The 21,957-nt window shown below is 37.4% G+C and carries 18 protein-coding genes, 1 pseudogene and 1 riboswitch; of the genes and pseudogenes, 12 read left to right on the plus strand and 7 right to left on the minus strand.

The genetic code is table 11. The annotated features are described in order from the left end of the window. Window positions 1–94: 94 nt before the first annotated feature. Complete coding sequence (locus ACIQYS_RS10575; RefSeq protein ID WP_402979016.1) at window positions 95–2,029, minus strand: ABC-F family ATP-binding cassette domain-containing protein; 1,935 nt, start codon at window positions 2,027–2,029, stop codon at window positions 95–97. Between the two features lie 131 nt (window positions 2,030–2,160). On the opposite strand from ACIQYS_RS10575, the gene ACIQYS_RS10580 reads away from it, so the two are divergent. Then, window positions 2,161–2,805: a redox-sensing transcriptional repressor Rex gene (locus ACIQYS_RS10580; RefSeq protein WP_402978887.1), complete on the plus strand. Its 645-nt coding sequence runs from the start codon at window positions 2,161–2,163 to the stop codon at window positions 2,803–2,805. A 32-nt stretch (window positions 2,806–2,837) separates the two neighbouring features. Here ACIQYS_RS10580 and ACIQYS_RS10585 read toward each other — a convergent pair whose 3' ends face one another. Beyond that, the gene (locus tag ACIQYS_RS10585) at window positions 2,838–3,551 is read right to left on the minus strand and encodes a CPBP family intramembrane glutamic endopeptidase (protein WP_402978890.1); all 714 of its coding nucleotides are present in this window, start codon (window positions 3,549–3,551) and stop codon (window positions 2,838–2,840) included. A 186-nt stretch (window positions 3,552–3,737) separates the two neighbouring features. Between ACIQYS_RS10585 and groES the strand changes: the two genes are divergently transcribed. The 4 genes from groES to ACIQYS_RS10605 all read left to right on the plus strand — a co-directional run bounded on the left by groES (window position 3,738) and on the right by ACIQYS_RS10605 (window position 8,706). Beyond that, window positions 3,738–4,022 carry a co-chaperone GroES gene (groES, locus tag ACIQYS_RS10590; protein WP_093274211.1) on the plus strand — a complete coding sequence of 95 codons (285 nt, stop codon included), beginning with the start codon at window positions 3,738–3,740 and terminating at the stop codon, window positions 4,020–4,022. Between the two features lie 192 nt (window positions 4,023–4,214). Next, complete coding sequence (groL, locus tag ACIQYS_RS10595) at window positions 4,215–5,846, plus strand: chaperonin GroEL (protein WP_402978893.1); 1,632 nt, start codon at window positions 4,215–4,217, stop codon at window positions 5,844–5,846. Window positions 5,847–6,988: 1,142 nt separating this feature from the next. Further along, window positions 6,989–7,663 carry a response regulator transcription factor gene (locus ACIQYS_RS10600; RefSeq protein WP_402978896.1) on the plus strand — a complete coding sequence of 225 codons (675 nt, stop codon included), beginning with the start codon at window positions 6,989–6,991 and terminating at the stop codon, window positions 7,661–7,663. Continuing rightward, entirely contained in the window at window positions 7,660–8,706 is a 1,047-nt protein-coding gene (locus tag ACIQYS_RS10605; RefSeq protein ID WP_402978899.1) for a sensor histidine kinase, read from the plus strand. The genes ACIQYS_RS10600 and ACIQYS_RS10605 overlap by 4 nt, the downstream gene beginning before the upstream one ends. Window positions 8,707–8,824: 118 nt before the next feature. Here the strand turns inward: ACIQYS_RS10605 and ACIQYS_RS10610 are convergent, their stop codons facing one another. From ACIQYS_RS10610 to ACIQYS_RS10630, 5 genes and pseudogenes are all read right to left on the minus strand, one after another. Then, window positions 8,825–9,544, minus strand: coding sequence for an ABC transporter permease subunit (locus ACIQYS_RS10610; protein ID WP_402978901.1), 720 nt, complete (start codon window positions 9,542–9,544; stop codon window positions 8,825–8,827). Continuing rightward, window positions 9,545–10,450 (minus strand): ABC transporter ATP-binding protein, encoded by a 906-nt coding sequence (locus ACIQYS_RS10615; protein ID WP_402978904.1) that lies wholly within the window; start codon window positions 10,448–10,450, stop codon window positions 9,545–9,547. Window positions 10,451–10,466: 16 nt separating this feature from the next. Further along, a complete protein-coding gene (locus ACIQYS_RS10620; protein ID WP_402978907.1) occupies window positions 10,467–11,363 on the minus strand; it encodes an ABC transporter ATP-binding protein in 897 nt (298 codons plus the stop codon). A gap of 521 nt (window positions 11,364–11,884) precedes the next feature. Then, window positions 11,885–12,091, minus strand: a pseudogene (locus ACIQYS_RS10625) (tyrosine-type recombinase/integrase); the annotation flags it as partial. A 131-nt stretch (window positions 12,092–12,222) separates the two neighbouring features. Further along, entirely contained in the window at window positions 12,223–12,966 is a 744-nt protein-coding gene (locus ACIQYS_RS10630; RefSeq protein WP_402978910.1) for an SDR family NAD(P)-dependent oxidoreductase, read from the minus strand. A gap of 151 nt (window positions 12,967–13,117) precedes the next feature. Here ACIQYS_RS10630 and ACIQYS_RS10635 point away from each other — a divergent pair, with 151 nt between their 5' ends. The 7 genes from ACIQYS_RS10635 (at window position 13,118) to ACIQYS_RS10665 (ending at window position 21,684) form a co-directional block, all read left to right on the plus strand. Further along, a complete protein-coding gene (locus ACIQYS_RS10635; RefSeq protein WP_402978913.1) occupies window positions 13,118–13,702 on the plus strand; it encodes a TetR/AcrR family transcriptional regulator in 585 nt (194 codons plus the stop codon). 185 nt (window positions 13,703–13,887) lie between these two features. Next, window positions 13,888–13,989, plus strand: a riboswitch (purine riboswitch). Between the two features lie 120 nt (window positions 13,990–14,109). Beyond that, window positions 14,110–15,261, plus strand: coding sequence for a BMP family lipoprotein (locus tag ACIQYS_RS10640; RefSeq protein ID WP_402978916.1), 1,152 nt, complete (start codon window positions 14,110–14,112; stop codon window positions 15,259–15,261). Window positions 15,262–15,376: 115 nt separating this feature from the next. Continuing rightward, entirely contained in the window at window positions 15,377–16,909 is a 1,533-nt protein-coding gene (locus ACIQYS_RS10645; protein ID WP_402978919.1) for an ABC transporter ATP-binding protein, read from the plus strand. Then, window positions 16,902–18,053, plus strand: coding sequence for an ABC transporter permease (locus tag ACIQYS_RS10650; protein WP_402978922.1), 1,152 nt, complete (start codon window positions 16,902–16,904; stop codon window positions 18,051–18,053). Before ACIQYS_RS10645 ends, ACIQYS_RS10650 begins: the two co-directional genes overlap by 8 nt. After that, on the plus strand, window positions 18,054–19,013 hold the full coding sequence (locus ACIQYS_RS10655) for an ABC transporter permease (RefSeq protein ID WP_402978925.1): 960 nt from the start codon (window positions 18,054–18,056) through the stop codon (window positions 19,011–19,013). A gap of 831 nt (window positions 19,014–19,844) precedes the next feature. Beyond that, window positions 19,845–21,116: a RidA family protein gene (locus ACIQYS_RS10660; RefSeq protein ID WP_402978928.1), complete on the plus strand. Its 1,272-nt coding sequence runs from the start codon at window positions 19,845–19,847 to the stop codon at window positions 21,114–21,116. 361 nt (window positions 21,117–21,477) lie between these two features. Then, window positions 21,478–21,684, plus strand: coding sequence for a hypothetical protein (locus ACIQYS_RS10665; RefSeq protein WP_402978931.1), 207 nt, complete (start codon window positions 21,478–21,480; stop codon window positions 21,682–21,684). Window positions 21,685–21,957 lie beyond the last annotated feature (273 nt).

Raw genomic sequence — 21,957 nt, forward strand, 5'->3', positions numbered from 1 at the left:
AAGATTGTCCAAGTTCTCTCTAAGAATGAAATTCTCGTCTATACCTTCTTCTGTAGTCTTAATGTAAAAAAGAGATTCCCCTATAGGAATCCCTTTACTTTGAAGCTGTTTCTTCTAATTGCTCTTGTAATTCCAGCCACTCATTCGACAGGTCGTCTTGTTTTGCTTTCCATTTATCTAGCTCCACTTGCAATTGTTGCACTGCTTCATGGTCTTGGAATATTGTTGGGTCGCAAAGTTTTTCTTCGATAGAAGCAATCTCGGAATCGACTGTTGGAATTTGTGCCTCTAGTTCGTCGAGTTGACGACGTAATTGACGTTCTTTCTTTTTCGCTTCTTTATCGATTGTAGAAGTATTTGTTTTCACAACAATCGTTTTCTCTACAACAGCATTTTCCCCTGCAAGCTCTTCTAGTTCTTCTTTCTTTTCCAAGTAGTAGTCATAATCACCTAAGAAAAGGGTCGCTTGATCGCTAGATAACTCAATCACTTTTGTTGCAATACGGTTAATAAAGTACCGGTCATGTGATACGAAAATGATCGTTCCTGGGAAGTCGAGTAACGCATTTTCAAGTACTTCTTTACTATCTAAATCTAAATGGTTTGTCGGCTCATCGAGTACAAGTGTATTTGCTTTTAGGAGCATTAATTTGGCTAGGGCAAGTCTTGCTTTCTCTCCGCCTGATAAGGTAGCAATTGTTTTTTGTACATCGTCGCCGCTAAATAGGAAGCGTCCTAAAACAGTTCGGACATCTCTTTCATTCATCAGTGGCCATTCATCCCATAGTTCTTGCAATGCGGTTTTATTGCCAGTAAGAGTAGCTTGTTCCTGATCGTAGTAACCAAATTGGACATTAGTTCCATACTGAATTTTTCCAGCGTTACTATCCAGTTGCTTCATCAGTGTTTTTAGTAGCGTGGATTTTCCGACGCCATTTGGACCGACAAGTGCAATACGATCTTGCTTATAAACAGAAAAAGAGATATTCGAGGAGACGGTTTTGTTTGGATACCCAACGGCAACTTCCTCCAGTCGTAATACGTCATTTCCGCTTGGACGATCGATGGTAAAACCGAACGTCGCTGATTTTTCGTCGCCATCTGGAGCATCCATCCAATCCGTTTTTTCAAGGACTTTTCGTCTCGATTGCGCCATTTTTGTCGTCGAAGCACGTGCTAGATTTTTGCTTACAAAGTCTTCTAATTTTGCTTTTTCTTCTTGTTGTTTTTCGTATTTCTTTTTGTCGAGCTCATAGTTTTTCGCTTTTTCATCTAAATAAGCACTATAATTTCCAACATATCTAGTTACATTATGGCGAGAAACTTCATATACAAAGTTCACGACTTGATCTAAAAAATATCGGTCATGGGAAACGATTAAAACGGCACCGTTATAGTTTTTTAAATAATTTTCTAAAAAGCTAAGTGTTTGGATGTCCAAATGGTTTGTTGGCTCATCAAGGATAAGTAAATCAGGCTTGCTGAGTAACATTTTCGCTAATGCCAGTCTCGTTTTTTGCCCTCCGGATAATGCTTGTACGGGCTTATCATAATCTTCTGGGAAAAACTGCATACCATGTAAGATGGAGCGGATATCCGATTCGAATCGATAACCTCCAGCTTCATTGAATGCAAGTTGTAATTCATCATAAGTTGCAGTTACACGTGCATAAGCTTCTGCGTCTTCATATATAGAAGGATCAGCCATTTGTGCTTCTAATGAACGTAGCTCTTTTTCGGAGTCGATTAAATCGCTAAAAATAGATATCATTTCATCCCATATGGATAGCTTCGATTCAAGTCCAGCATGTTGCTCTAAATAGCCTAGGCGAACTGTTTTTGGCATGATGATATCGCCAGAATCATATGACATTTCACCAGCAATTATTTTAAGTAAAGTAGACTTTCCAGCACCGTTTCGTCCGACGAGCGCAACACGATCTCGGTCTTGTACTTCTAACTTTACGTTCGTTAATATATCTTCTCCGTTAAAGGATTTTGTTACTTGATTGACTTGTAAAACAATCATGATAATTGGCACCTCAATTCTCTCCTTAGTGTAATAGATAGGGCCGAACGTTGCAACGCCCTAGCTTTACAAGTAAGGAAATGTCTAGTAATATAATAACGATTTGTACCAATGAAATAGGAGGGTTTTTCATGAAACCTGAACTTCCAAGAATTCCTCAAGCAACAACGAAAAGACTTCCGTTATATTATAGATTTATACAAAGTTTTCATAATGCAGGACATAAACGAGTTTCTTCCCAAGAACTAAGCGAAGCAATGAAAATAGATTCCGCAACGATTAGAAGAGATTTCTCTCATTTTGGAGCACTCGGTAAAAAAGGATACGGCTACGATGTTCCAACGCTTCTAGAATTTTTTCGAAAAACGCTCGACCAAGACGAAGCAGCACATGTAGCATTAATAGGTGTAGGTAGCTTAGGAACCGCATTTCTCAAATACAATTTCCAGAAAAATCATAATACTAAAATTGTAGTGGCCTTTGACACGAAAGCCCCAGTAGAAGGAATGATGAAAAGTGATATTCCGGTCTTTCATCCAAGTGTGATGGAAACGAAACTTGCGGAGTACGGGATTGAGTTAGTAATCGTTACAGTTCCAAGTCGCTCTGCACAAGAAGTTGCCGACCGATTAGTGAAAACCGATATTAAAGGCATTTTAAACTTTACGCCGGTGAGGCTATCAGTACCAGATACGATTCGAGTACATACGATTGATTTGTCTGTCGAGGTGCAAACGCTGATTTACTTGATACGAAATGAGCATACTGAAGAATGAACAAAGCCTTCCAATTGATGGAAGGCTTTTCTCTATTGCATTTGTGAATAGGCTTCGAAAAATTTTTTGATAGCATCGCCGTAAAACTGAGCGAGCACAACAAATCCATTCAAGAGCATGTGAGAAATGATCGATGCCATAATACGTTTTGTCTTGTAATAGATAAACGCGAATATAAACCCAGACACGGCATATAGTAGGATGTGCACGAACTCGAAGTGTATCACTGCAAAAGCAATTGCACTCACAAGCGCCGCTACAAAAAAGTTTGTTTTGGGCAATAATGAACCGAAAATGATGCGGCGGAAAATAATCTCTTCTAATATAGGTGCAAAAATAACGATAGAAAAAATGGCAAAAGGAACACTACGCGCAATTTCTATAAATTGCTCCGTATTTGCAGAGCCTGGTTCAATTCCAAACATTAGTTCCAGATTTGCCGCAACAATTTGACCGAAAAAAACTAGGAAAAAACCAATTATTCCCCAACCGATTACTTTACCAAGAGAAGCTTGCTGTCCTTTTAAAGGCCTTAAGAACGTATTATTTTTGCGAATAACGTGTAGTGTAAAGAAGGTGGCAATTCCCATGCTGATGAATATCCACCAACCGTAAGTGGTGAGCACTGGATCTTTCACATCCGTTGTTTGGATTAATTTATAAAGGAGGGGTACAAAAGCTGCTCCTGAAAGTTGCATCACACAGTAGATGATTAAAATGTATAATCCGGTTTTTTGCTGTTTCATTTGAAATGATTCCTCTCTATATTAACAATCTTCTTTTATTGTAAAGGAAAAGAGAGATAAAAGAAAAAGTTAGCCTTCTTACTTGCAAAATGTTCTGTTATTAATTATTATTATAAGTGTGTTAGCACTCAAAGAGTAAGAGTGCTAATAATATAAAATTCGACAAATTTAGGGAGGTTGTTTCACTTGTTAAGACCATTAGGTGATCGTATCGTAATCGAATTAATCGAAGTAGAAGAAAAAACAGCATTCGGCATCGTTCTTCCAGACTCTGCTAAAGAGAAACCACAGGAAGGGAAAGTTGTTGCTGTAAGTTCTGGACGAGTACTTGATAACGGCACTCGTGTAGAATTGGACGTAAAAGAAGGAGACCGCATTATCTTCTCTAAATATGCAGGTACAGAAGTAAAATACGAAGGCACTGAATATTTAATATTACGCGAAAGCGATGTTCTAGCAGTAATTGGCTAAATAGAAAAGCGCAAGCGCCTATGTTAGAGGAATACAGTCTAAGTTCGCGACATCGTGTCGCAACGACTGCATGACCTGCATCCTGCAGGCCTCCGACAGGAAAGGCGCTGGAGCTGGATCAATACTGAGTAAAAAAGTTTATATTTTCTTATCTAAAAAAATTCCAGACAAAACTTAGGAGGTAACTAAATCATGGCAAAAGAAATTAAGTTCAGTGAAGACGCTCGTAGTGCAATGCTACGTGGGGTGGATAAACTTGCAGACGCTGTAAAAGTAACGCTTGGACCAAAAGGACGTAACGTCGTTCTAGAGAAAAAATTCGGTTCACCACTTATTACAAATGACGGTGTAACAATTGCGAAAGATATCGAGCTTGATGATGCATTTGAAAACATGGGTGCAAAATTAGTTGCAGAAGTTGCATCGAAAACAAATGATATCGCTGGTGACGGTACTACAACAGCTACTGTTTTAGCACAATCAATGATTCGTGAAGGATTGAAAAACGTAACAGCTGGAGCAAACCCAGTTGGAATTCGTAAAGGAATTGACCTTGCAGTTGCAGCAGCAATTACAGAGTTAAAAACAATTTCTAAACCAATCGAAGGCAAAGAGTCTATCGCACAAGTTGCTGCAATCTCTTCTGGAGATTCTGAAGTTGGCGAATTGATCGCGGAAGCTATGGAACGCGTTGGAAACGACGGAGTTATTACAATCGAGGAGTCTAAAGGATTCACTACAGAGCTTGACGTAGTAGAAGGTATGCAGTTCGACCGTGGATACGCATCTCCTTATATGGTGACAGACTCAGATAAAATGGAAGCAATTTTGGACAATCCATATATTTTAATTACAGATAAAAAAATCTCTAGCATTCAAGAAATCCTTCCAGTGCTTGAGCAAGTTGTACAACAAGGGAAACCACTTTTACTAATCGCTGAGGATGTAGAAGGGGAAGCATTAGCTACTCTAGTTGTAAACAAATTACGCGGAACATTTAATGCTGTAGCGGTTAAAGCTCCAGGATTCGGAGATCGCCGTAAAGCAATGTTAGAAGATATCGCTATCCTAACTGGCGCTGAAGTAATTACAGAAGATTTAGGACTAGATTTAAAATCTACGGACATTACACAACTTGGACGAGCTTCTAAAGTGGTTGTAACAAAAGATAACACTACAGTTGTAGAAGGTAACGGAGAATCTGATCGCATCGCTAGCCGTGTAGGTCAAATCCGTGCGCAATTAGAAGAAACAACTTCTGAATTCGACAAAGAAAAATTACAAGAACGCCTAGCTAAACTTGCTGGTGGTGTTGCAGTAGTGAAAGTCGGAGCAGCAACAGAAACAGAACTAAAAGAACGCAAACTTCGCATTGAAGATGCTCTAAACGCAACTCGCGCAGCTGTGGAAGAAGGTATCGTATCTGGTGGTGGTACTGCACTAGTAAACGTATACAACAAAGTAGCAGAAGTTGCAGAGACACAAGAAGGCGACGTAGCAACTGGTCTAAAAATTGTCCTTCGTGCACTTGAAGAGCCAGTTCGTCAAATCGCTAACAACGCTGGTTTAGAAGGTTCAATCGTAGTGGACCGTCTAAAACGCGAAGAAATCGGTACTGGTTTCAACGCAGCTAACGGCGAATGGGTAAACATGATCGACGCTGGTATCGTAGACCCAACTAAAGTAACTCGTTCAGCACTTCAAAACGCTGCATCTGTAGCTGCACTATTCTTAACGACAGAAGCAGTAGTAGCAGATATCCCAGAACCAGCAGGCGGCGGAATGGGCATGCCTGATATGGGTGGCATGGGCGGCATGATGTGATAAAGCCGTCAATCCCTTGATATACAAGGGTTTGTATGTAAGTTGAAAGTGAAATGCTAACATTTTGCTAACATAGAGGATTATAATAGAGGCTTCTCATTAGTTGTGCAAACTTTTGGGAAGCTTCTTTTTTCATTTCTTTTGTAACGTGGAGATAGACATTTTTTGGTGATTTGATCATCTGAATGGCAAAAGTCTATCCATGATTTGTTCAAGTGCTACACCAGCCTCTGCTAGAAGTGATGTATGTGTATGGTCGTAAAGAGTGTTGGGTTAATTCGAGATATAAGTTTGCAAGAGCAAGTAGTATTGCCTTTCTCAATTGTGCCGTTTTAACTACGATAGATATCCCGGTTGCCGCTCTGTTTTAGCAAAGATGATATCTAGATTATTGTAAGTATCACTTAATTGTTGAATGGATTTCTCTTGATTTACTTTGTGAAATTTTAAAGCTTTTATAACATCTTCATCCAACAACTTGTCGTCTGGATTATTACGTTTTCTTCTGTAGAAATGTCCTTTCATTGAAAGCATTCTAAGCTTTATCCATAAGTCACAGGGACTTTGAGAAACGGCTAGAAAAATTATTCCATCAAATATTTACAGAAAAAATTTATTTAGAGACAAAACCACCGCTGGACATAAATTATGATATTCATCCATTATCAAACAAAGGAACACTTAGCCTACTCAACTATTGGGATAAAAATCAAATTTCAGTTACAACAAGGAATACATGATGTACCTGCTAACACTGCTTTCTAATACACAAATAACAAGCTGAGAATTAAGAAGATGAGTTCGGACAGTTGGTGAGAAATTGGGGAAAGTCCTACCAAGGAGAGGGAAAATCTCCCTGTCTTTCACTACAAGATTCATTAAATAATCAATAAAACTGCCTCTAGTAGTTATTTTTACAGGGTATTGGTAATGTAAGAGGGAATTTGGAAATATTTGAACATTAATCTGAATTATGAGAGGATGATGTATTATGATTATTCTTCATAAAAGAAGGAATTGTGCTTTCAAGTAGCTTTTCTTTAAGTGAGGTTTTTTTGTTAATGGATTTAGATTGGCTATTAAAAGGGTAATAATAAAGGGATTTCTATGGTGCCAAACTTATATGGAAAGGTGCAGCAAACATGTTTAACATACTGGTTGTAGATGACCATGACAATATTAGAAATTTGATGATCACTTATTTAGAACGTAAAGGTTACCGAACGATTGCGGCTACTGATGGTTTAGAGGCAATGGCAGTGCTAGAAAAAGAACATATTGATTTGATGATTGTTGACATTATGATGCCTAATATGGACGGCTACACGTTGACGCAGGATTTGCGCTCGGCGAATTACAATTTTCCAATACTTATGATAACAGCAAAGGAACGTATGGAAGATAAGAAAAAAGGGTTTCTGGCCGGTACGGACGACTATATGGTTAAGCCTATTGAACTTGATGAGATGCTGTTACGTGTGATTGCACTTCTGCGGCGAGCAAGAATGAATACGGAGAAGAGAATAGTTATCGGTGATGTTATTCTGGATTATAACACTCTAATTGTAAAGACCAAAACTAAAGAAATGCTAATTCCCAAAAAGGAGTTTTACTTACTCTTTAAATTGCTTAGTTATCCCAAAAAGATCTTTACCCGGCGAGATCTAATGAATGATATTTGGGGTTATGATACTGATTCAGATGAGAGAACAGTTGATGTCCACATCAGAAGGCTACGTGAGAAATTTAGTGACTTGGCTGAGTTCAACATCGTAACAGTAAAGGGCTTGGGTTACAAGGCAGAGATAAATCTATGATGCTTAATATAAAATTCAAACACTTCTTCCGCTTTAGATCTGTTTATGTGAAATTTGCTGTTACTTTTCTTGGGATATGGTATTCTCTCAATGCTTTGACTTTTGTCATTGCAATGCATTTTATGTCTGGTGAAAATAATATTGAACTAGAGGGAATCAGACGCGTGACGGGTCTTGTTTTTTTAAACAGTGCTATTTACGGAACCGTTGTTATTCTAGCGGTTGTAAGAAGTGTTTTGAAGCCATTAAAAAGGCTTTCTAAAGCAGCGAGGGCGGTAGCTAAAGGTGATTTTGACGTTTCGGTTAGGGAAGATAGCTTAGATGAGATTGGACGGCTCACGAATGATTTTAACAAAATGGTCAAAGAGTTGCGTAGTATAGACAATCTTCGTCGCGAGTTTGTTTCGAATGTATCACATGAATTTAGAACGCCGGTAGCATCGATTAAGGGGTACGCTAAGCTAATCACTGAGGATGAGGAAGCAAGTCAGTCCATTAAAGATTATAGTAGCATTATTATGGCAGAAAGTGATCGGCTTATCGATTTGTCCTCTAACTTATTACGTCTTTCTGAACTTGATACCCAAGTTATCTATAAGGAAACTGTATTTTCCTTGGACGAGCAGATTAGACAAGCTATATTGATTTTAGAATCCGGATGGGGACAGAAAGGGATCGAGTATGAAGTAGACCTTGCAGAAGTAGAATTTATTGGTGATGAAGAGTTATTGCGTCAAGTTTGGCTTAATCTTATACAGAATGCAATCAAATTTTCGCATCATGGTGGAACCATTTCTATTTTTCTTTCTGAAGAAGATGATAAGATACAATTCAAGATTATAGATAATGGGATTGGCATTTCCTATGAAGAGAAGTCCCGAATTTTTGAGCGGTTTTATAAAGGAGAAATTTCTCGCAAAAAAAGCGGGAATGGACTTGGCTTGTCTATTGTGAAAAAGATAGTTGAGCAGGCCAGAGGCAAAATATCGATTGAAAGCGAACTTGATAAAGGTACAATCGTTAAAGTGACGCTTCCTAAATAAGAAGCTCCCGATTTGTCCAATAAAATGACCAGTCACCGGTTTAATTCCGGCGACTGGTTAGTTAAAACTTTGCAAATATTCTTCATGGAGACTAAGAAGTGTTCAAGTATCCTTAAACTTACAGTGGCAAGTCTCTTGTTGAGAAGATTTTAATTCCGCTAAAATAAGTGATCAACCCGATCCCAGCTAATACTGCAAACTGCCATATATAATCGGAAGAACCTGAAGCTATGGTATTAACATTGTATAAGGTAGTGATAGTGAAATTTTTTACAAAGTGAAAGTTCTCTCCAAACATGCTCATCATAGACAATAACAAAAATGCGCCAACTATACCGCCCCCAACGGCAATAGCATTTTTGGAGAGATTGAAAATGCTGGATGCCAGGAAGCAAATACCGCTATATGCTAAAGCAAGAAGAAACAATCCGAAATTAAATTTAATAATGTCTACCCATTCACTGGAACTAACGCTCCCATTTAAAATGGCTGTAGGAATAATGTGTGTAGCTGCAGTGATTAAACTCATGACGAAGAGTGAACCTATAAAAAACACAGCCTGTGTCAGGGCTACTTTCGAACGTTTTACTGGTGTTGACAATATATAGGCCATCGATCCTTTATCTACTTGTGCCGCTAATAATTTATTGCCTGTAATGATAATATAAATAGAAGTGAGTACTCCTGGCAGCAAACTATAAAAAATTTGCCCGGTTATTTTTACTGGTTGTCCTGTGCTGGCGATGAGGACCAAACATAAAGCCTGTATAGCTGTTATAATCAGAGCCAGTGGAATATTTGCTTTAACGGTTTGTTTCATCAGTGTTTTCGAAATCATTTATACTGCCTCCGTATCGTTATATTTATCTTTAAAATAAGCTTCCAATGTACGTGGTATTTGGGTAATAAATCGGACGTTCATATTTTGGAGAACATTAAATAGTTCATTGATATCCTTGTCGGGGATAAGGACGGTTGCTTGGTTAAACTCGGTTTGTTCTCTGATAATATTGAAAGAGCGTGAGAGAAAGTCTTTGAAGTCTGATTGTTTCATAAATTCAATTTTGATTTCTTTTACCGACTCGTTTCCACGGATCGTGCTCATATCAACGATATCAATAATACGCCCGTTTTTGAGAAAAGCCACACGGTCACAAGTAGACTCTAATTCATTAAAAATATGACTGCTCATGAATATCGTTTTACCTTTTTGCTTTTCTTCTTTTACGAGATTAGTAAGCTCACTTTGCATTAAGGGATCAAGTCCAGTACTGCCTTCATCCAGTAATATAATATCTAAATCTGCCATGAAAGCATTGACAATAGCAGACTTTTGCTTCATTCCTTTGCTCATTCTTTTTAATTTTGCATCTGCATCAAGATTAAATCTTTGAATTAATTCATTCGCACGTGAAAAATCACGAATGCCTAAATATTCAGCCTGTAGTTTAAAGAAGTCGATTCCTCTTTTAACCTCAGGAAATGCGATCTCCCCTGGGATATAGCCAACATGTTTTTTTAATTCGGAGGAGAATCTCCAGCTATCTTTATCCAATATGGAGGTGTAACCTTTCTGAGGCTTTAAAAATCCCATAAGATGTCTAATTAAGGTGGTTTTCCCACTTCCGTTAATACCAACAAGGCCGAATACTTCGCCCTTTTTAACAGTGAGATTAATGTCGAATATGCCTCTACCCTCTCCATAATCTTTTGTCAGATTACTGATCTTAATGATTTCATTCATTCTTGTTCCTCCTTCATTAGGCGCCTTTTTCATAGAAGTGCATGAAATAGTCTTCTAGCGAGAACTTCTTCTCTTTGAAATTCATAACTTGATAATTTGCTAGAGCTTTTACCAACTGATTAATCTCCATATCATTAATTTCGATCTCAGCCATATGCTTATCTTGTTCTGTTAAAGAAATCGTAAGATGGGTCTCTTTTGTAAATGCGGCCAAGTCTTCACGAGTAGTAAAAGTGATCTGATATACTTTATTTATATTGTGGCGAATCTCATCTGTATTAACTGTAGAGATAATTTTCCCTTCCTTAATGATGGCGATCCTATCACAAATGGCATCAATTTCACCAAACATGTGACTGGATAAAAGAATTGTTTTCCCCCGCTTTTTTTCTTCTTTCATAAAATCAATAAATGTTTGCTGCATTACGGGATCAAGTCCACTAGTAGGCTCATCCAGTAATAAAATATCGGGGTCTGCCATAAATGCGGTTACTACTGCTAACTTTCTCTTGTTTCCAAGACTCATCCGTTTTGTTTTTCCGCTAGGATCTAACTGGAATTTGTCTAATAAATATTGAAGTCTTTCCTCATTGTGGGAGTTCTTCAGGCCCTGCATCATTTTGATAAATTCCCATCCTGTCAAACCTTCTGGTAAGGCAATTTCACCAGGAAGATAACCTACATTCCGTAGAATTTTACTCGTCTGTTCATTACACCTCATACCATTAATAGCCGCATGTCCTTGTTGGGGGTTTGTAAATCCCATCAAATGACGGATAGTTGTTGTTTTACCAGCACCATTAGGTCCAAGAAATCCGAACACCTCTCCCTTTTGGATTTGGAACGAAACGGAGTAAATTCCGCGTCCGTATCCGAAATCTTTCGTTAGGTTATCAACTTCAATTATTGCCATCGTGAATAAATCCCCTTTCGTTTTTGGATTGATATTAATGTGTACTATTGTGTACTTGTGTATCTTATAAATCCTGTATGAACTAAATGTTAACTTTTAGATTGAGAATACAAAAAGATTGAGATATTTCTATTTCTCTAATTATCCGATTCGAAACTTCATGACGGGGGGAAGTTGGTCCATGTAAATTGAATGTAAAAGAATCACTATCATCAGACATCTCGAGTTGCGCTGCATCTGCATTAATCCCATAAGCTGCCGAATGTCAGTATGAATGAAGAGACTCTCAAGCAACATTTATAGAAGAAAAGTCCCTTATTCGGGCTAGAAACTCTATTAAAAATCAGTTCGAAGATATGGGGGAAAGCCCAGTTTTAGCGTTAACTGACGACTTAGTTCTTGTTAAGGCAAATGTACAATACTTTATCGTTAAGGAGTATGAAGGGGCATAATAACGGACGCCATACGAATTGTAATGGCTTCCGTAAGTTCGTTTAGTAGGAGTTGAAAATGCTGAAATGCTAACATAGAGGATTAAATCTGAGGCTTCTCATTAGTTGTAAAGCTTTTGGGAAGCTTCTTTTTCCATTTCTTTTGTAACGTGGAGACAGACATTCTTGGTGATTTGATCATCTGAATGGCCAAAGTCTATCCATGATTTGTTCAAGTGCTACACCAGCCTCTGCAAGAAGTGATGTATGTGTATGTCGAAAAGAGTGTGGGGTTAATGAAAGAATATACTTACGTGAGTTAAATTTTGTGAAATTAAGTAAAACACACGAATGCTGTTATATCAACATTCGTGTGTTTTACTTTTGGATGCTTTTAGCTCTGAGGGTCTTATTTCTTTGGATAAAAATTATAAGTCTGAAATCATACCGCCATCTACAACAAATTGTGAACCAGTTGAATAGCTTGAATCATCAGAAGCAAGGTATACAACTAAATTAGATACTTCTTCTACTTCTGCTCTTCTTCTTAGTGGAATATCTTGTTCAAGTTGCTTAAGATATTCTTCAACATCTGGTTGGTCAGCCATAGGTGTTTTGATAATTCCAGGATGTACAGAATTTACACGGATGTTATATTGTCCAAGCTCAGTGGCTGCACCTTTAGTCATACCAGTTACAGCATGTTTAGAAGCACTATAAGCAATAGCCGTTGGTGCACTTACCAAACCATCTACAGATGAAATGTTAATAATAGAACCTACGCCAGCTTTTTTCATAGAAGGAAGTACTTTTTGCATTCCTAAGAATACGCCAAGCTCGTCTACTTTAAATGTTAATTCGAAGTCTTTTACAGTTAGTTCTTCTAATGTTTTGAAGATACCAATTCCTGCGTTGTTTACTAACACGTTGATAGGACCAAATGTTTCTTCTGTTTTTGCTACAACTTCTATCCAGTTCTCTTCATTAGCAACATCTAATTTAAGAGCAATTGCGTTTTCCCCTAATTCATCGACTAAATTTTGTGCACCTTCAAAGTTAAGGTCAGTAATAGCTACTTTTGCGCCTTCTTCCACGAATTTGCGAACATGCATAGCACCCATACCTTGTGCTGCCCCTGTAATGATCGCTACTTTACCGTCTAGTTTACCCATGATGTAGTCCTCCCGTATTTATGTTTAAAATATCTACAACCCAAATTTAACATCTATTGCGAAAATTAAGGTAAACAAAAATACTACAAATGAAGCTTAAACAACATTTATACTAATATTGTTGAGTATTACTTTCATAGGAGATGGACAAATGGAACTTAAAATAGATCGAAGAGTAAAAAAGACTAAGCTTTCTTTGAAAAATGCATATATAGATTTAATTGAACAGTACTTGGAACATGAAATTACAGTATCCATGATTGCGCAATATGCAGATTTAAATAGAGCTACCTTTTATGCCCATTATTCAAACAAGGAAGAGTTTCTAGAAGAGGCTTTGTGCGATTTGTTAGAGGGATTAAGAAGAGCTATATTGTCTCCCTTTGAAGATAATGATAGGATTAATGTCAATTCTTTAGCGCCTACAACAGTTCAAATATTTGAATATATTGAAAAAAATAAACGCATATTTTATGCATTGTATAATAGTCATTCAGATTTTAAAAAGCGTTTAGAGGAGTTATTTTATCATATTTTTTTAAATGATATCTTTGTAGAAGTGCAGTCTACAATAGGTAAGATAAATTATGAAATGTTTTTACATTATCAATCGAAAGCTGCGCTAGGATTAATTTATTTTTGGATACAAGATAAATTCCAATATTCTGCGAAGTTTATGATGGAACAACTTACTATCTGTTCTAATACCCAGGTAATCGATTTAAAGAAAATATGAAATTTATTAAGGCATAGGGAGAAAACGAATCTGTATTAAGACATGAGTCAATTTACATTAAATTTATTCATGATACGATTTTTTTTATAAAAAATCAGTATATTGACGAATGTTTTTATTGTTTTTATAAATGAATGTTCGCTTTTTTATTGACAGTGAGAATTTCTGATGTTAACATGAGTTAGTAAAAATTAAATATTATTTCTCGTATAATATTGGGGATATGGCCCGAAAGTTTCTACCAAGCTACCATTAATAGCTTGACTACGAGGTTGTGTATATATATGGAGATAATCTAATATTTTTTCCCTCCATCATCTACCTACCTAAAGTCAAGCACCGGTATAACTCGGTGCTTTTTATTTTTTACAAAACTACAACATGATTAACAGAGGAGCATAATTTCAATGAAAAAAGGTACAAAGAAAATAGTAATGATATTATTTGTTGCTTTAATGACTGCTGTTATGGCAGCATGCGGTAATGACTCAGCTAATGAAAACAAAGCTAAGTCTGGAATAGGTGAAGAAGGATTAAAAATTGCCATTGTAACAAGCCCTTCAGGCGTTGATGATGGTAACTTTAATGAGGATAACTATAACGGTATTTTGAGCTTTATTGAAAAAAATCCAACAGCAACAGTAAAGTCTGTTAAAGAAGAAACTGGTGATCCTGCTGCGGCTGTACAAGCTGTTGCTGATATCGTGGCAGATTATGATGTTATTGTAACACCTGGGTTCCAATTTGCTGGGGTTTCTAGCATTGCTGTAGAAAATCCAGATAAAATCTTTATTTTGAATGACTCTGAGCCAGCTCCCGTAGATGGCCAAACTGATTTCGATAACATCTATGCGATGAATTTCGCTGAACAAGAAAGTGGTTTCTTTGCAGGAATGGCTGCAGCACTTGAAACAAAGACAAACAAAGTAGCGGTTGTAAATGGTATCGCTTATCCTTCAAATGTCAATTATCAATTTGGCTTTGAATCAGGCGTAAATTATGCTAATAAGGTTTTTGAAAAAAATGTTGAACTTGTTGAATTATCAGGTTACGCAGGTACTGATGTAACAGGGGCTGATGTTGGTGGTAACTACGCAGGATCCTTTGCAGATGAAGCAACTGGTAAAGTAATCGGAAATGCATTGATCAAACAAGGTGTTGATCTTATCTTTGTTGCTGCAGGCGGCACTGGTAATGGTGTATTCACAGCAGTCAAGGAAGCTAAAGACGATGTAAAAGTAATTGGTGTGGATGTTGACCAATATGATGACGGAGTAAATGGTTCTGAAAATATCGTTTTAACGTCTGCTGTAAAATTCATGGCTATGAATATTGAAAAGGCATTGAATTCTGTTGTTGATGAAACCTTCAAAGGCGGAAATGTAGTTCTCTATGCGGATACAGATTCAACTGGCTTTATAAAAGAAGAAGGCCATCATCAATTATCAGAGGATACACTAAACAAATTGAATGAAGCTTACGAGTTAGTGAAAGCTGGCACAATCGTACCTGCATCTAATTTTAATGAACATTCTCCTGAACAGTTTCCAGGTTTGTAAGATTAATTAGAAACACAATAACAGTAGAAGTTTATCATATCCCTAATAGTAAAATAATTAGGGAATGGTGAACTTCTATTATTTTTCGGATTATGGTGAGGAAGGAGAACGAACGATGTCTGATTATATCGTAGAAATGAAACATATAACCAAACGTTTCCCTGGAATAGTAGCGAATGATGACGTATCGATTGGCATTAAAAAAGGAGAAATCTTTGCCTTGCTTGGTGAAAATGGTGCGGGAAAATCTACATTAATGAGTATTCTGAGTGGGATGTACGAACCCGATGAAGGAGAAATCTATATCCGGGGAGAGAAGGTTCAAATCAGTTCGCCGAATCATGCAGCAAACCTTAACATCGGAATGGTCCATCAGCATTTTAAGTTAGTCGAAGATTATACGATTACAGAGAATATTACTTTAGGAATTGAGCCAATTAAAAGATTTGCAGGACTCTTTCCGTACGTAGATATTCGAAATGCCAATCGCAAAATTGAAGAACTGTCCAAGGATTTTGGATTGGAAGTGGATCCTACCAAAAAAATTGCAGATCTTACGGTTTCCATGCAGCAACGTGTGGAAATTTTAAAGGTGCTTTATCGTGAAGCAGAAATCCTTATATTTGATGAACCAACGGCAGTCCTAACGCCACAAGAAATCGATTTCTTGCTCGGTATTATCGAAGGTCTAAGAAACAGTGGAAAAACTATCATATTAATAACACATAAGTTAGAAGAAATTAAGAAAGTGGCCGATCGTTGTGCAGTATTGAACAAAGGTAAGCTAGTGGATGTTTTGGATGTAAAGACAACATCTGTCAACCTTATGGCTCAATTAATGGTTGGTAGAGAGGTAAGTTTTGAATCTGAAAAAGTACCTGCTCAGTTTAAAGAGGAAGTATTGAAGGTAGAACATCTAACTGTGAAAAATGAAGACGGATTTGAAGTGGTCAAGGACGTTTCCTTTACGATCCGCAGTGGTGAAATATTTGCGATTGCGGGTGTTGCAGATAATGGTCAAGTTGAAATAGCGGATGCTATTGCCGGATTGACAAAAGTCAGCGACGGAAAAATATTCCTCGAAGGTAAGGACATTACGAACGAAAGTATAAGAAACCGAAAAGAAACTGGAATTTCTTATATACCTGAAGATCGACAAAGCTATGGACTATTTTTGGACTTTGATCTATCAACGAATTTGGCGTTAAAGCAGTACTATAAGGAGCCTTTTTCTAGTAAGGGAATCTTAAATAAAGAGGTATTTGAGCAATTTGGCAGTAAGTTAATTGATCAATTTGATATTCGAAGTGGACAAGGTATTAAGACACAAGTTCGTTCGATGAGTGGCGGTAACCAGCAAAAAGCAATTATTGCCCGTGAGATCGAATTACAATCCCCGCTCATGATTTTCGTCCAGCCAACACGAGGAGTAGATATTGGTGCGATTGAAAATATTCATAACATGATGATTCAACAACGGGATCAAGGAAAAGCAATCTTACTGGTTTCGTTGGAGTTAGAAGAGATTATGAATGTAGCGGATACGATAGGCGTTATATATAATGGCCAACTTCAAAAAGTTGCAAGCAGTGAATCATTAACGACCAATGAAGTCGGCGAATATATGATGGGGGCAAAGCATGAGTAAGGATAAAAAGAAAAGAAGCTTAAGTTATCGTCTGTTTTGGCCAATACGGAATGAGAAATGGCAACCGATTACAATCCCGGTAGCTTCTATACTAATCAGTTTTATTGCTGCGGCAATAGTGATACTTTTACTGGGCAAAAATCCGTTACAAGCGTTTTATAACTTGTTCCAAGGGGCAGGGATCTTGCCTAAGTCTTCTTATGCTGGCTACAAGAGCATACTGACTGATTTTTTGAGTTTGCTAAACGCCATGACGCCACTTGTATTTGCAAGCTTGGCAGTGGCTGTTGCTCTTAGAGCAGGCCTGTTTAATATTGGTGTTTCTGGTCAAATGCTCGTCTCTGGTTTTTTAGCGACGGTGATTGTTGGTTATAGTGGGTTAGATGCCATCATTGCAAAGCCGCTTGTATTGTTGGTCGGAATTGTTGCTGGAGGCTTAATGGGTGGATTAGTAGGATGGTTAAAATATAGATTTAACATTCATGAAGTAGTATCTACGATTATGTTAAATTATATTGCCCAATATGTCATAAGCTTTTTTATTCAAATGTATTATGTTGATCCTGTTTCAAGGCAATCCAAATATATTTCAGAAGCAGCAAGATTGACGTTAGTAAACGTCGAGATCGCAAACTTGAAAATGGATATTCCATTGGGCTGTATTTTGGCCATCATTATCGCCATTTTAGTCAAGTTTCTCATGGACAAAACAGTGGTTGGTTTTGAAATTAAAGCAGTTGGTTCCAACCGCAAGGCAGCAAAATATTCAGGAATAAATGTCGGAAGAAATACAGTCTTAGCCATGATTATTTCAGGAGGTTTGGCTGGACTTGCAGGTGTTACGTATTATTTAGGTTATTTCTCTTCCATACAACCAAAAGTATTATCAAGTATCGGTTTTGACTCCATTGCGGTGGCACTATTAGGAAACGCTCATCCAATCGGGATTATTTTTTCATCTTTCTTAGTATCAATTATTGACCAGGGAAGCACGTATATGAGTTCGCAGGCTGGGATCAGACAAGAAATTGCTTCTGTGATTATAGGTTTGATCCTATTGTTTAGTGCATGTGGTGCGTATGTTAAGCATAAAGTCAGCCGCTTGAAGGAAAAAGAAGTGGATCGAAAGGACAGTGAATCATAAATGGATACGATTATTATTGATGGATTATCCTTTGCTCTGCCTCTTTTTATCATGGCAATAGGTGGTATATATAGTGAAAAAAGTGGTATCACCAATCTAGCACTTGAAGGCTTTCAAGGTTTCGGTGCATTCATCGGAGCCCTGTCAGCTGTGTTAATCGCAAATGCTTCTGGAATAGATGTTCAAAATCTATTTTACATGTCGTTACTGTTTGCGATGATTGGCGGGATGGGTTTTTCCGTTATTCATGCTGTATTAAGTATTAAATTTAAGGCAAATCAAGTAATCAGCGGTGTTGTGATTAATATTTTGGCGTTAGCACTAACGACTTTCTTAACAACACAAATAAATGCACTTGTATTTGGAGCGGCTTCGGACAAGTTTCGATTAGGTGTATCGGAGCGGTTTACTATTGAAGGTTTAGTCAATATACCAGTGATTGGTGCGGTCTTTACGAATGTGTATCCGTTCGAAGTGATTATCATTGTGATTGCCATTTTTGCTTGGTATCTTTTATATAAAACGAGATTCGGTATGCGCTTAAGAGCGAGTGGGGAAAATCCTCATTCTGTTGATGCAGCAGGTGTAAATGTATCGAAAATACGATTTTCTGCTGTTCTAATATCAGGTCTTTTATCAGGTTTAGCTGGTATGTGCTTTGCCTATTCCATTTCAGCTAACTTTTCTTCAAGTATTTATATGGGATATGGATTCTTAGCCATTGCTGCATTAATCTTTGGTAACTGGAGGATTCTCCCTACTTTAGTCGCTTGTCTTATATTTGGTTTTGCCAAATCTGGTGGAACGTTTATTGCTCAGGCAATGGCATTGCCAAGTAGTTTCACCGATTTATTCATGATTTTACCGTATGTATTAACGTTATTGTTATTAATCTTTTTCTCTAAATCAAATCGCGCTCCGAGAGCATTAGGTGAAATTTATGACAAAGGAAAAAGATAGAAAAATGCTAACATAAAAGATATAACACACTCTCACTTTACGGGCAGCATGATGTAATAAGTTGCTTCACCCCTTGATAGATAAGGCTTTATATGATGAGAGTGTAATGCTAATATTTTACTAATATTTGAGAATTTTGATCGAGGCTTCTCACAAGTTCATTAAACTTGTGGGAGGCTTCTTTTTTCATTTCTTGCGTAACGTGTAGGTACACATTTTTGTAATCATCTGATCATCGGTATGACTAAGCCTGTCCATAATCTGCTCATTTTAGTTCGAGGGAAGAGAACTTTTAGCAAAATTCGCTCAGTAGTGTTTGAAGGAATGTATGTATAGATATTCGGTAACCTGTCAAGAATGATAATAATTAATTCGGTATCTTGATATGAACAGTATCCTATTCTGGTTACAACCGAATTATTTTACCCCTAAATATGCTTGATATCAAGGGTTTTGTACATTTTGTTTATATTCACTTGTTCGAGGTTAATTAATCATTCGGTAGGATGCCAAGAGGAGGTTTCGTTAAGTACTCGGTAACATACCAAGGGAGACGTTCTCGAAATGATTCCATCTTTTTGACGCAGCCCTTAACTGTTGTTGTCCAGAAAAACAAGAAACATGTAGTCAAAACGAAGAAAGCCTGCTATAATTGCAACCGGAGTAACCATAGGGGTTACTAACTCAAGTTTCGTAGCAGAAATCAGGCATTAAAGCCTCGATATTACTAGGCTGCGAGTTAAACCAAAACATCACTTGCCAAAACGAAGTCTGTGTCTAGTGAGAATTGTTTTATCAACTTAATAAATATATCTAAAGGGGAATACTATTATGAGCGGTTATAACGCAGTATCAGCAAAAAATACAGAAAATGCTCCAAACGGTAACGGTCTATATTCACAAACTGTAGCATTCTCTCATTACAATAATCTTTCAGCTCAATTACCTATCGATCCTAAAACTGGTAAATTGGTAGCTGGTGGTATAACAGAGCAGGCTGAACAGTGCTTTAAAAATATCGAGGCAATTGTAGACAGCATCGATCATGTTATGAGCGATATTGTTAGAATCACTGTATTCGTTAAGAATATCAAAGATGTTGACGCTGTAGACGAAGTTTATAAATCATTCTTCCCAACCTATGTTCCTGCACGGACAACAGTTGCAGTTGCAGCTTTGCCGATGGATGCTATGGTGCAAATTGAAGCACTTCTTTCACACGGTGAAGGTACAATTCCAAACGCACCACAAGCAGGCGACCTAATTAAGCTTACAAATAATACGGCGAATGCACCTACAAGCCCTCTATCTACACAAACCGTGGCTTTCTCTCATTACAATTATCTTACAGCTCAATTGCCTATCGATCCAAAAACAGGCAGATTGGTTGCTGGAGGTGTAAAAGAGCAGGCTGCACAGAGCTTAAAAAATATCAAGGCGATTTTAGAAAGTATCGACGTTCCTTTTGACGATATTGTTAAAATTACAATCTTCCTTAAAGACCTTTCGGATATTGAAGCGGTAAACGAAGTTTATTCAACATTTTTCCCAGACTCCGCTATCGCCAGAGCCGTAGCCTATGTCCCTGCACGGACAACAGTTGCAGCTGCAGCTTTACCTATGGATGCTTTGGTGCAAATTGAAGCAGTGGTGTCACACGGAGATGGTACGCCTCCACAAGCTGTTGAAGACAGACATGGAATCGTTATTTGGGCAAACAACACTGATAACGCACCAAAGAGTTCTCTTTCTACGCAAACTGTAGCGTTCTCCCATTACAATCACCTTTCAGCTCAATTACCTTTAGATCCGAAAACTGGTGAATTGGTAGCTGGTGGTGTAAAAGAGCAAGCTGAGCAGTGCTTGAAAAATGTTAAGGCAATTGTAGAAAGTATCAACCACGTTATGGACGATGTGGTTAAAGTAAATATCTTCCTTAAAAATATCGAGGATATTGATGCTGTAGACGAAGCTTACAAAGCATTCTTCCCAGGTGGTGTCCCTGCACGAAGAACAGTTGGTGTATCTGCTTTACTTGAAGATGCTTTAATCCAAATTGATGTAGTTGTATCAAATGCTGAAGGAACACCTCCACAAGCATAATAGGCATTTGTTTGTATATACAGGAACTAATGAAGTTCTTGCTAATGCAGAGATGGTGAATGCGAAATTGCATATCTATTCAAAAAAGGGGCTGCCTCAAGTGAAAATTGAGGCAGCTTCCGTTTTTTAACAGCACAAATGAAAAAGCATCGAGATTTTAGCCGATTATGGCAGAAATATTGATGCTTTTTTAGTTTTCGGATATAACCCTTATTACTACTCGTAGAATAGTGCAACTATATAGTTTAAAGTGATTGTAAAGAAATGTACTTAAAAGGTTGAGACAGGGATAGTGTAATATTTGTAATTTCTTCCTATTGAACTATAATAGATTTAAAGTACATAAAAAGGGTGACTAGAATTGAAACAATACGAAGTAACATTTTATTTAATTAACGGGCAAATAGGGCATTTAATAGAAGAAAAATCCCTTATTCGAGCTAGAAACTCTATTAAAAATCAGTTCGAAGATATAGGAGAAAGCCCAGTTTTAGCGTTAACTGACGACTTAGTTCTTGTTAAGGCGAACGTACAATACTTTATCGTTAAGGAGTATGAAGGAGCATAATAACAACAGACTTATGACGAGAATTTATCATTAGTGATTGACGAAGGAAAGACAAATATAGCTTTACTCAAAGAACACTTTTGATAATATTGAAAAGCTGCTAAGCAATGGATATTAGGTAATGTTTTTTCTTTAAATACGCCATTACATATAACTATAAAGTGCAAGTAAAATGCTAATATAGCGGATTAAACCTGAGGCTTCTCATTAGTTCATTGAACTTTTGGGAGGCTTCTTTAACTTTTTAAAGAGAAAAGAGTAAAGAAAGTGTTA

This window comes from Psychrobacillus sp. NPDC096426 (assembly GCF_044762745.1).
Lineage (GTDB): Bacteria > Bacillota > Bacilli > Bacillales_A > Planococcaceae > Psychrobacillus.

What these genes read in the sequence shown, in the direction of transcription:
- ACIQYS_RS10575 (WP_402979016.1), bottom strand. Translation starts at nt 2,029, where the DNA reads ATGATTGTTTTACAAGTCAATCAAGTAACAAAATCCTTTAACGGAGAA.
- ACIQYS_RS10580 (WP_402978887.1), top strand. Translation starts at nt 2,161, where the DNA reads ATGAAACCTGAACTTCCAAGAATTCCTCAAGCAACAACGAAAAGACTT.
- ACIQYS_RS10585 (WP_402978890.1), bottom strand. Translation starts at nt 3,551, where the DNA reads ATGAAACAGCAAAAAACCGGATTATACATTTTAATCATCTACTGTGTG.
- groL (WP_402978893.1), top strand. Translation starts at nt 4,215, where the DNA reads ATGGCAAAAGAAATTAAGTTCAGTGAAGACGCTCGTAGTGCAATGCTA.
- ACIQYS_RS10600 (WP_402978896.1), top strand. Translation starts at nt 6,989, where the DNA reads ATGTTTAACATACTGGTTGTAGATGACCATGACAATATTAGAAATTTG.
- ACIQYS_RS10605 (WP_402978899.1), top strand. Translation starts at nt 7,660, where the DNA reads ATGATGCTTAATATAAAATTCAAACACTTCTTCCGCTTTAGATCTGTT.
- ACIQYS_RS10610 (WP_402978901.1), bottom strand. Translation starts at nt 9,544, where the DNA reads ATGATTTCGAAAACACTGATGAAACAAACCGTTAAAGCAAATATTCCA.
- ACIQYS_RS10615 (WP_402978904.1), bottom strand. Translation starts at nt 10,450, where the DNA reads ATGAATGAAATCATTAAGATCAGTAATCTGACAAAAGATTATGGAGAG.
- ACIQYS_RS10620 (WP_402978907.1), bottom strand. Translation starts at nt 11,363, where the DNA reads ATGGCAATAATTGAAGTTGATAACCTAACGAAAGATTTCGGATACGGA.
- ACIQYS_RS10630 (WP_402978910.1), bottom strand. Translation starts at nt 12,966, where the DNA reads ATGGGTAAACTAGACGGTAAAGTAGCGATCATTACAGGGGCAGCACAA.
- ACIQYS_RS10635 (WP_402978913.1), top strand. Translation starts at nt 13,118, where the DNA reads ATGGAACTTAAAATAGATCGAAGAGTAAAAAAGACTAAGCTTTCTTTG.
- ACIQYS_RS10640 (WP_402978916.1), top strand. Translation starts at nt 14,110, where the DNA reads ATGAAAAAAGGTACAAAGAAAATAGTAATGATATTATTTGTTGCTTTA.
- ACIQYS_RS10645 (WP_402978919.1), top strand. Translation starts at nt 15,377, where the DNA reads ATGTCTGATTATATCGTAGAAATGAAACATATAACCAAACGTTTCCCT.
- ACIQYS_RS10650 (WP_402978922.1), top strand. Translation starts at nt 16,902, where the DNA reads ATGAGTAAGGATAAAAAGAAAAGAAGCTTAAGTTATCGTCTGTTTTGG.
- ACIQYS_RS10655 (WP_402978925.1), top strand. Translation starts at nt 18,054, where the DNA reads ATGGATACGATTATTATTGATGGATTATCCTTTGCTCTGCCTCTTTTT.
- ACIQYS_RS10660 (WP_402978928.1), top strand. Translation starts at nt 19,845, where the DNA reads ATGAGCGGTTATAACGCAGTATCAGCAAAAAATACAGAAAATGCTCCA.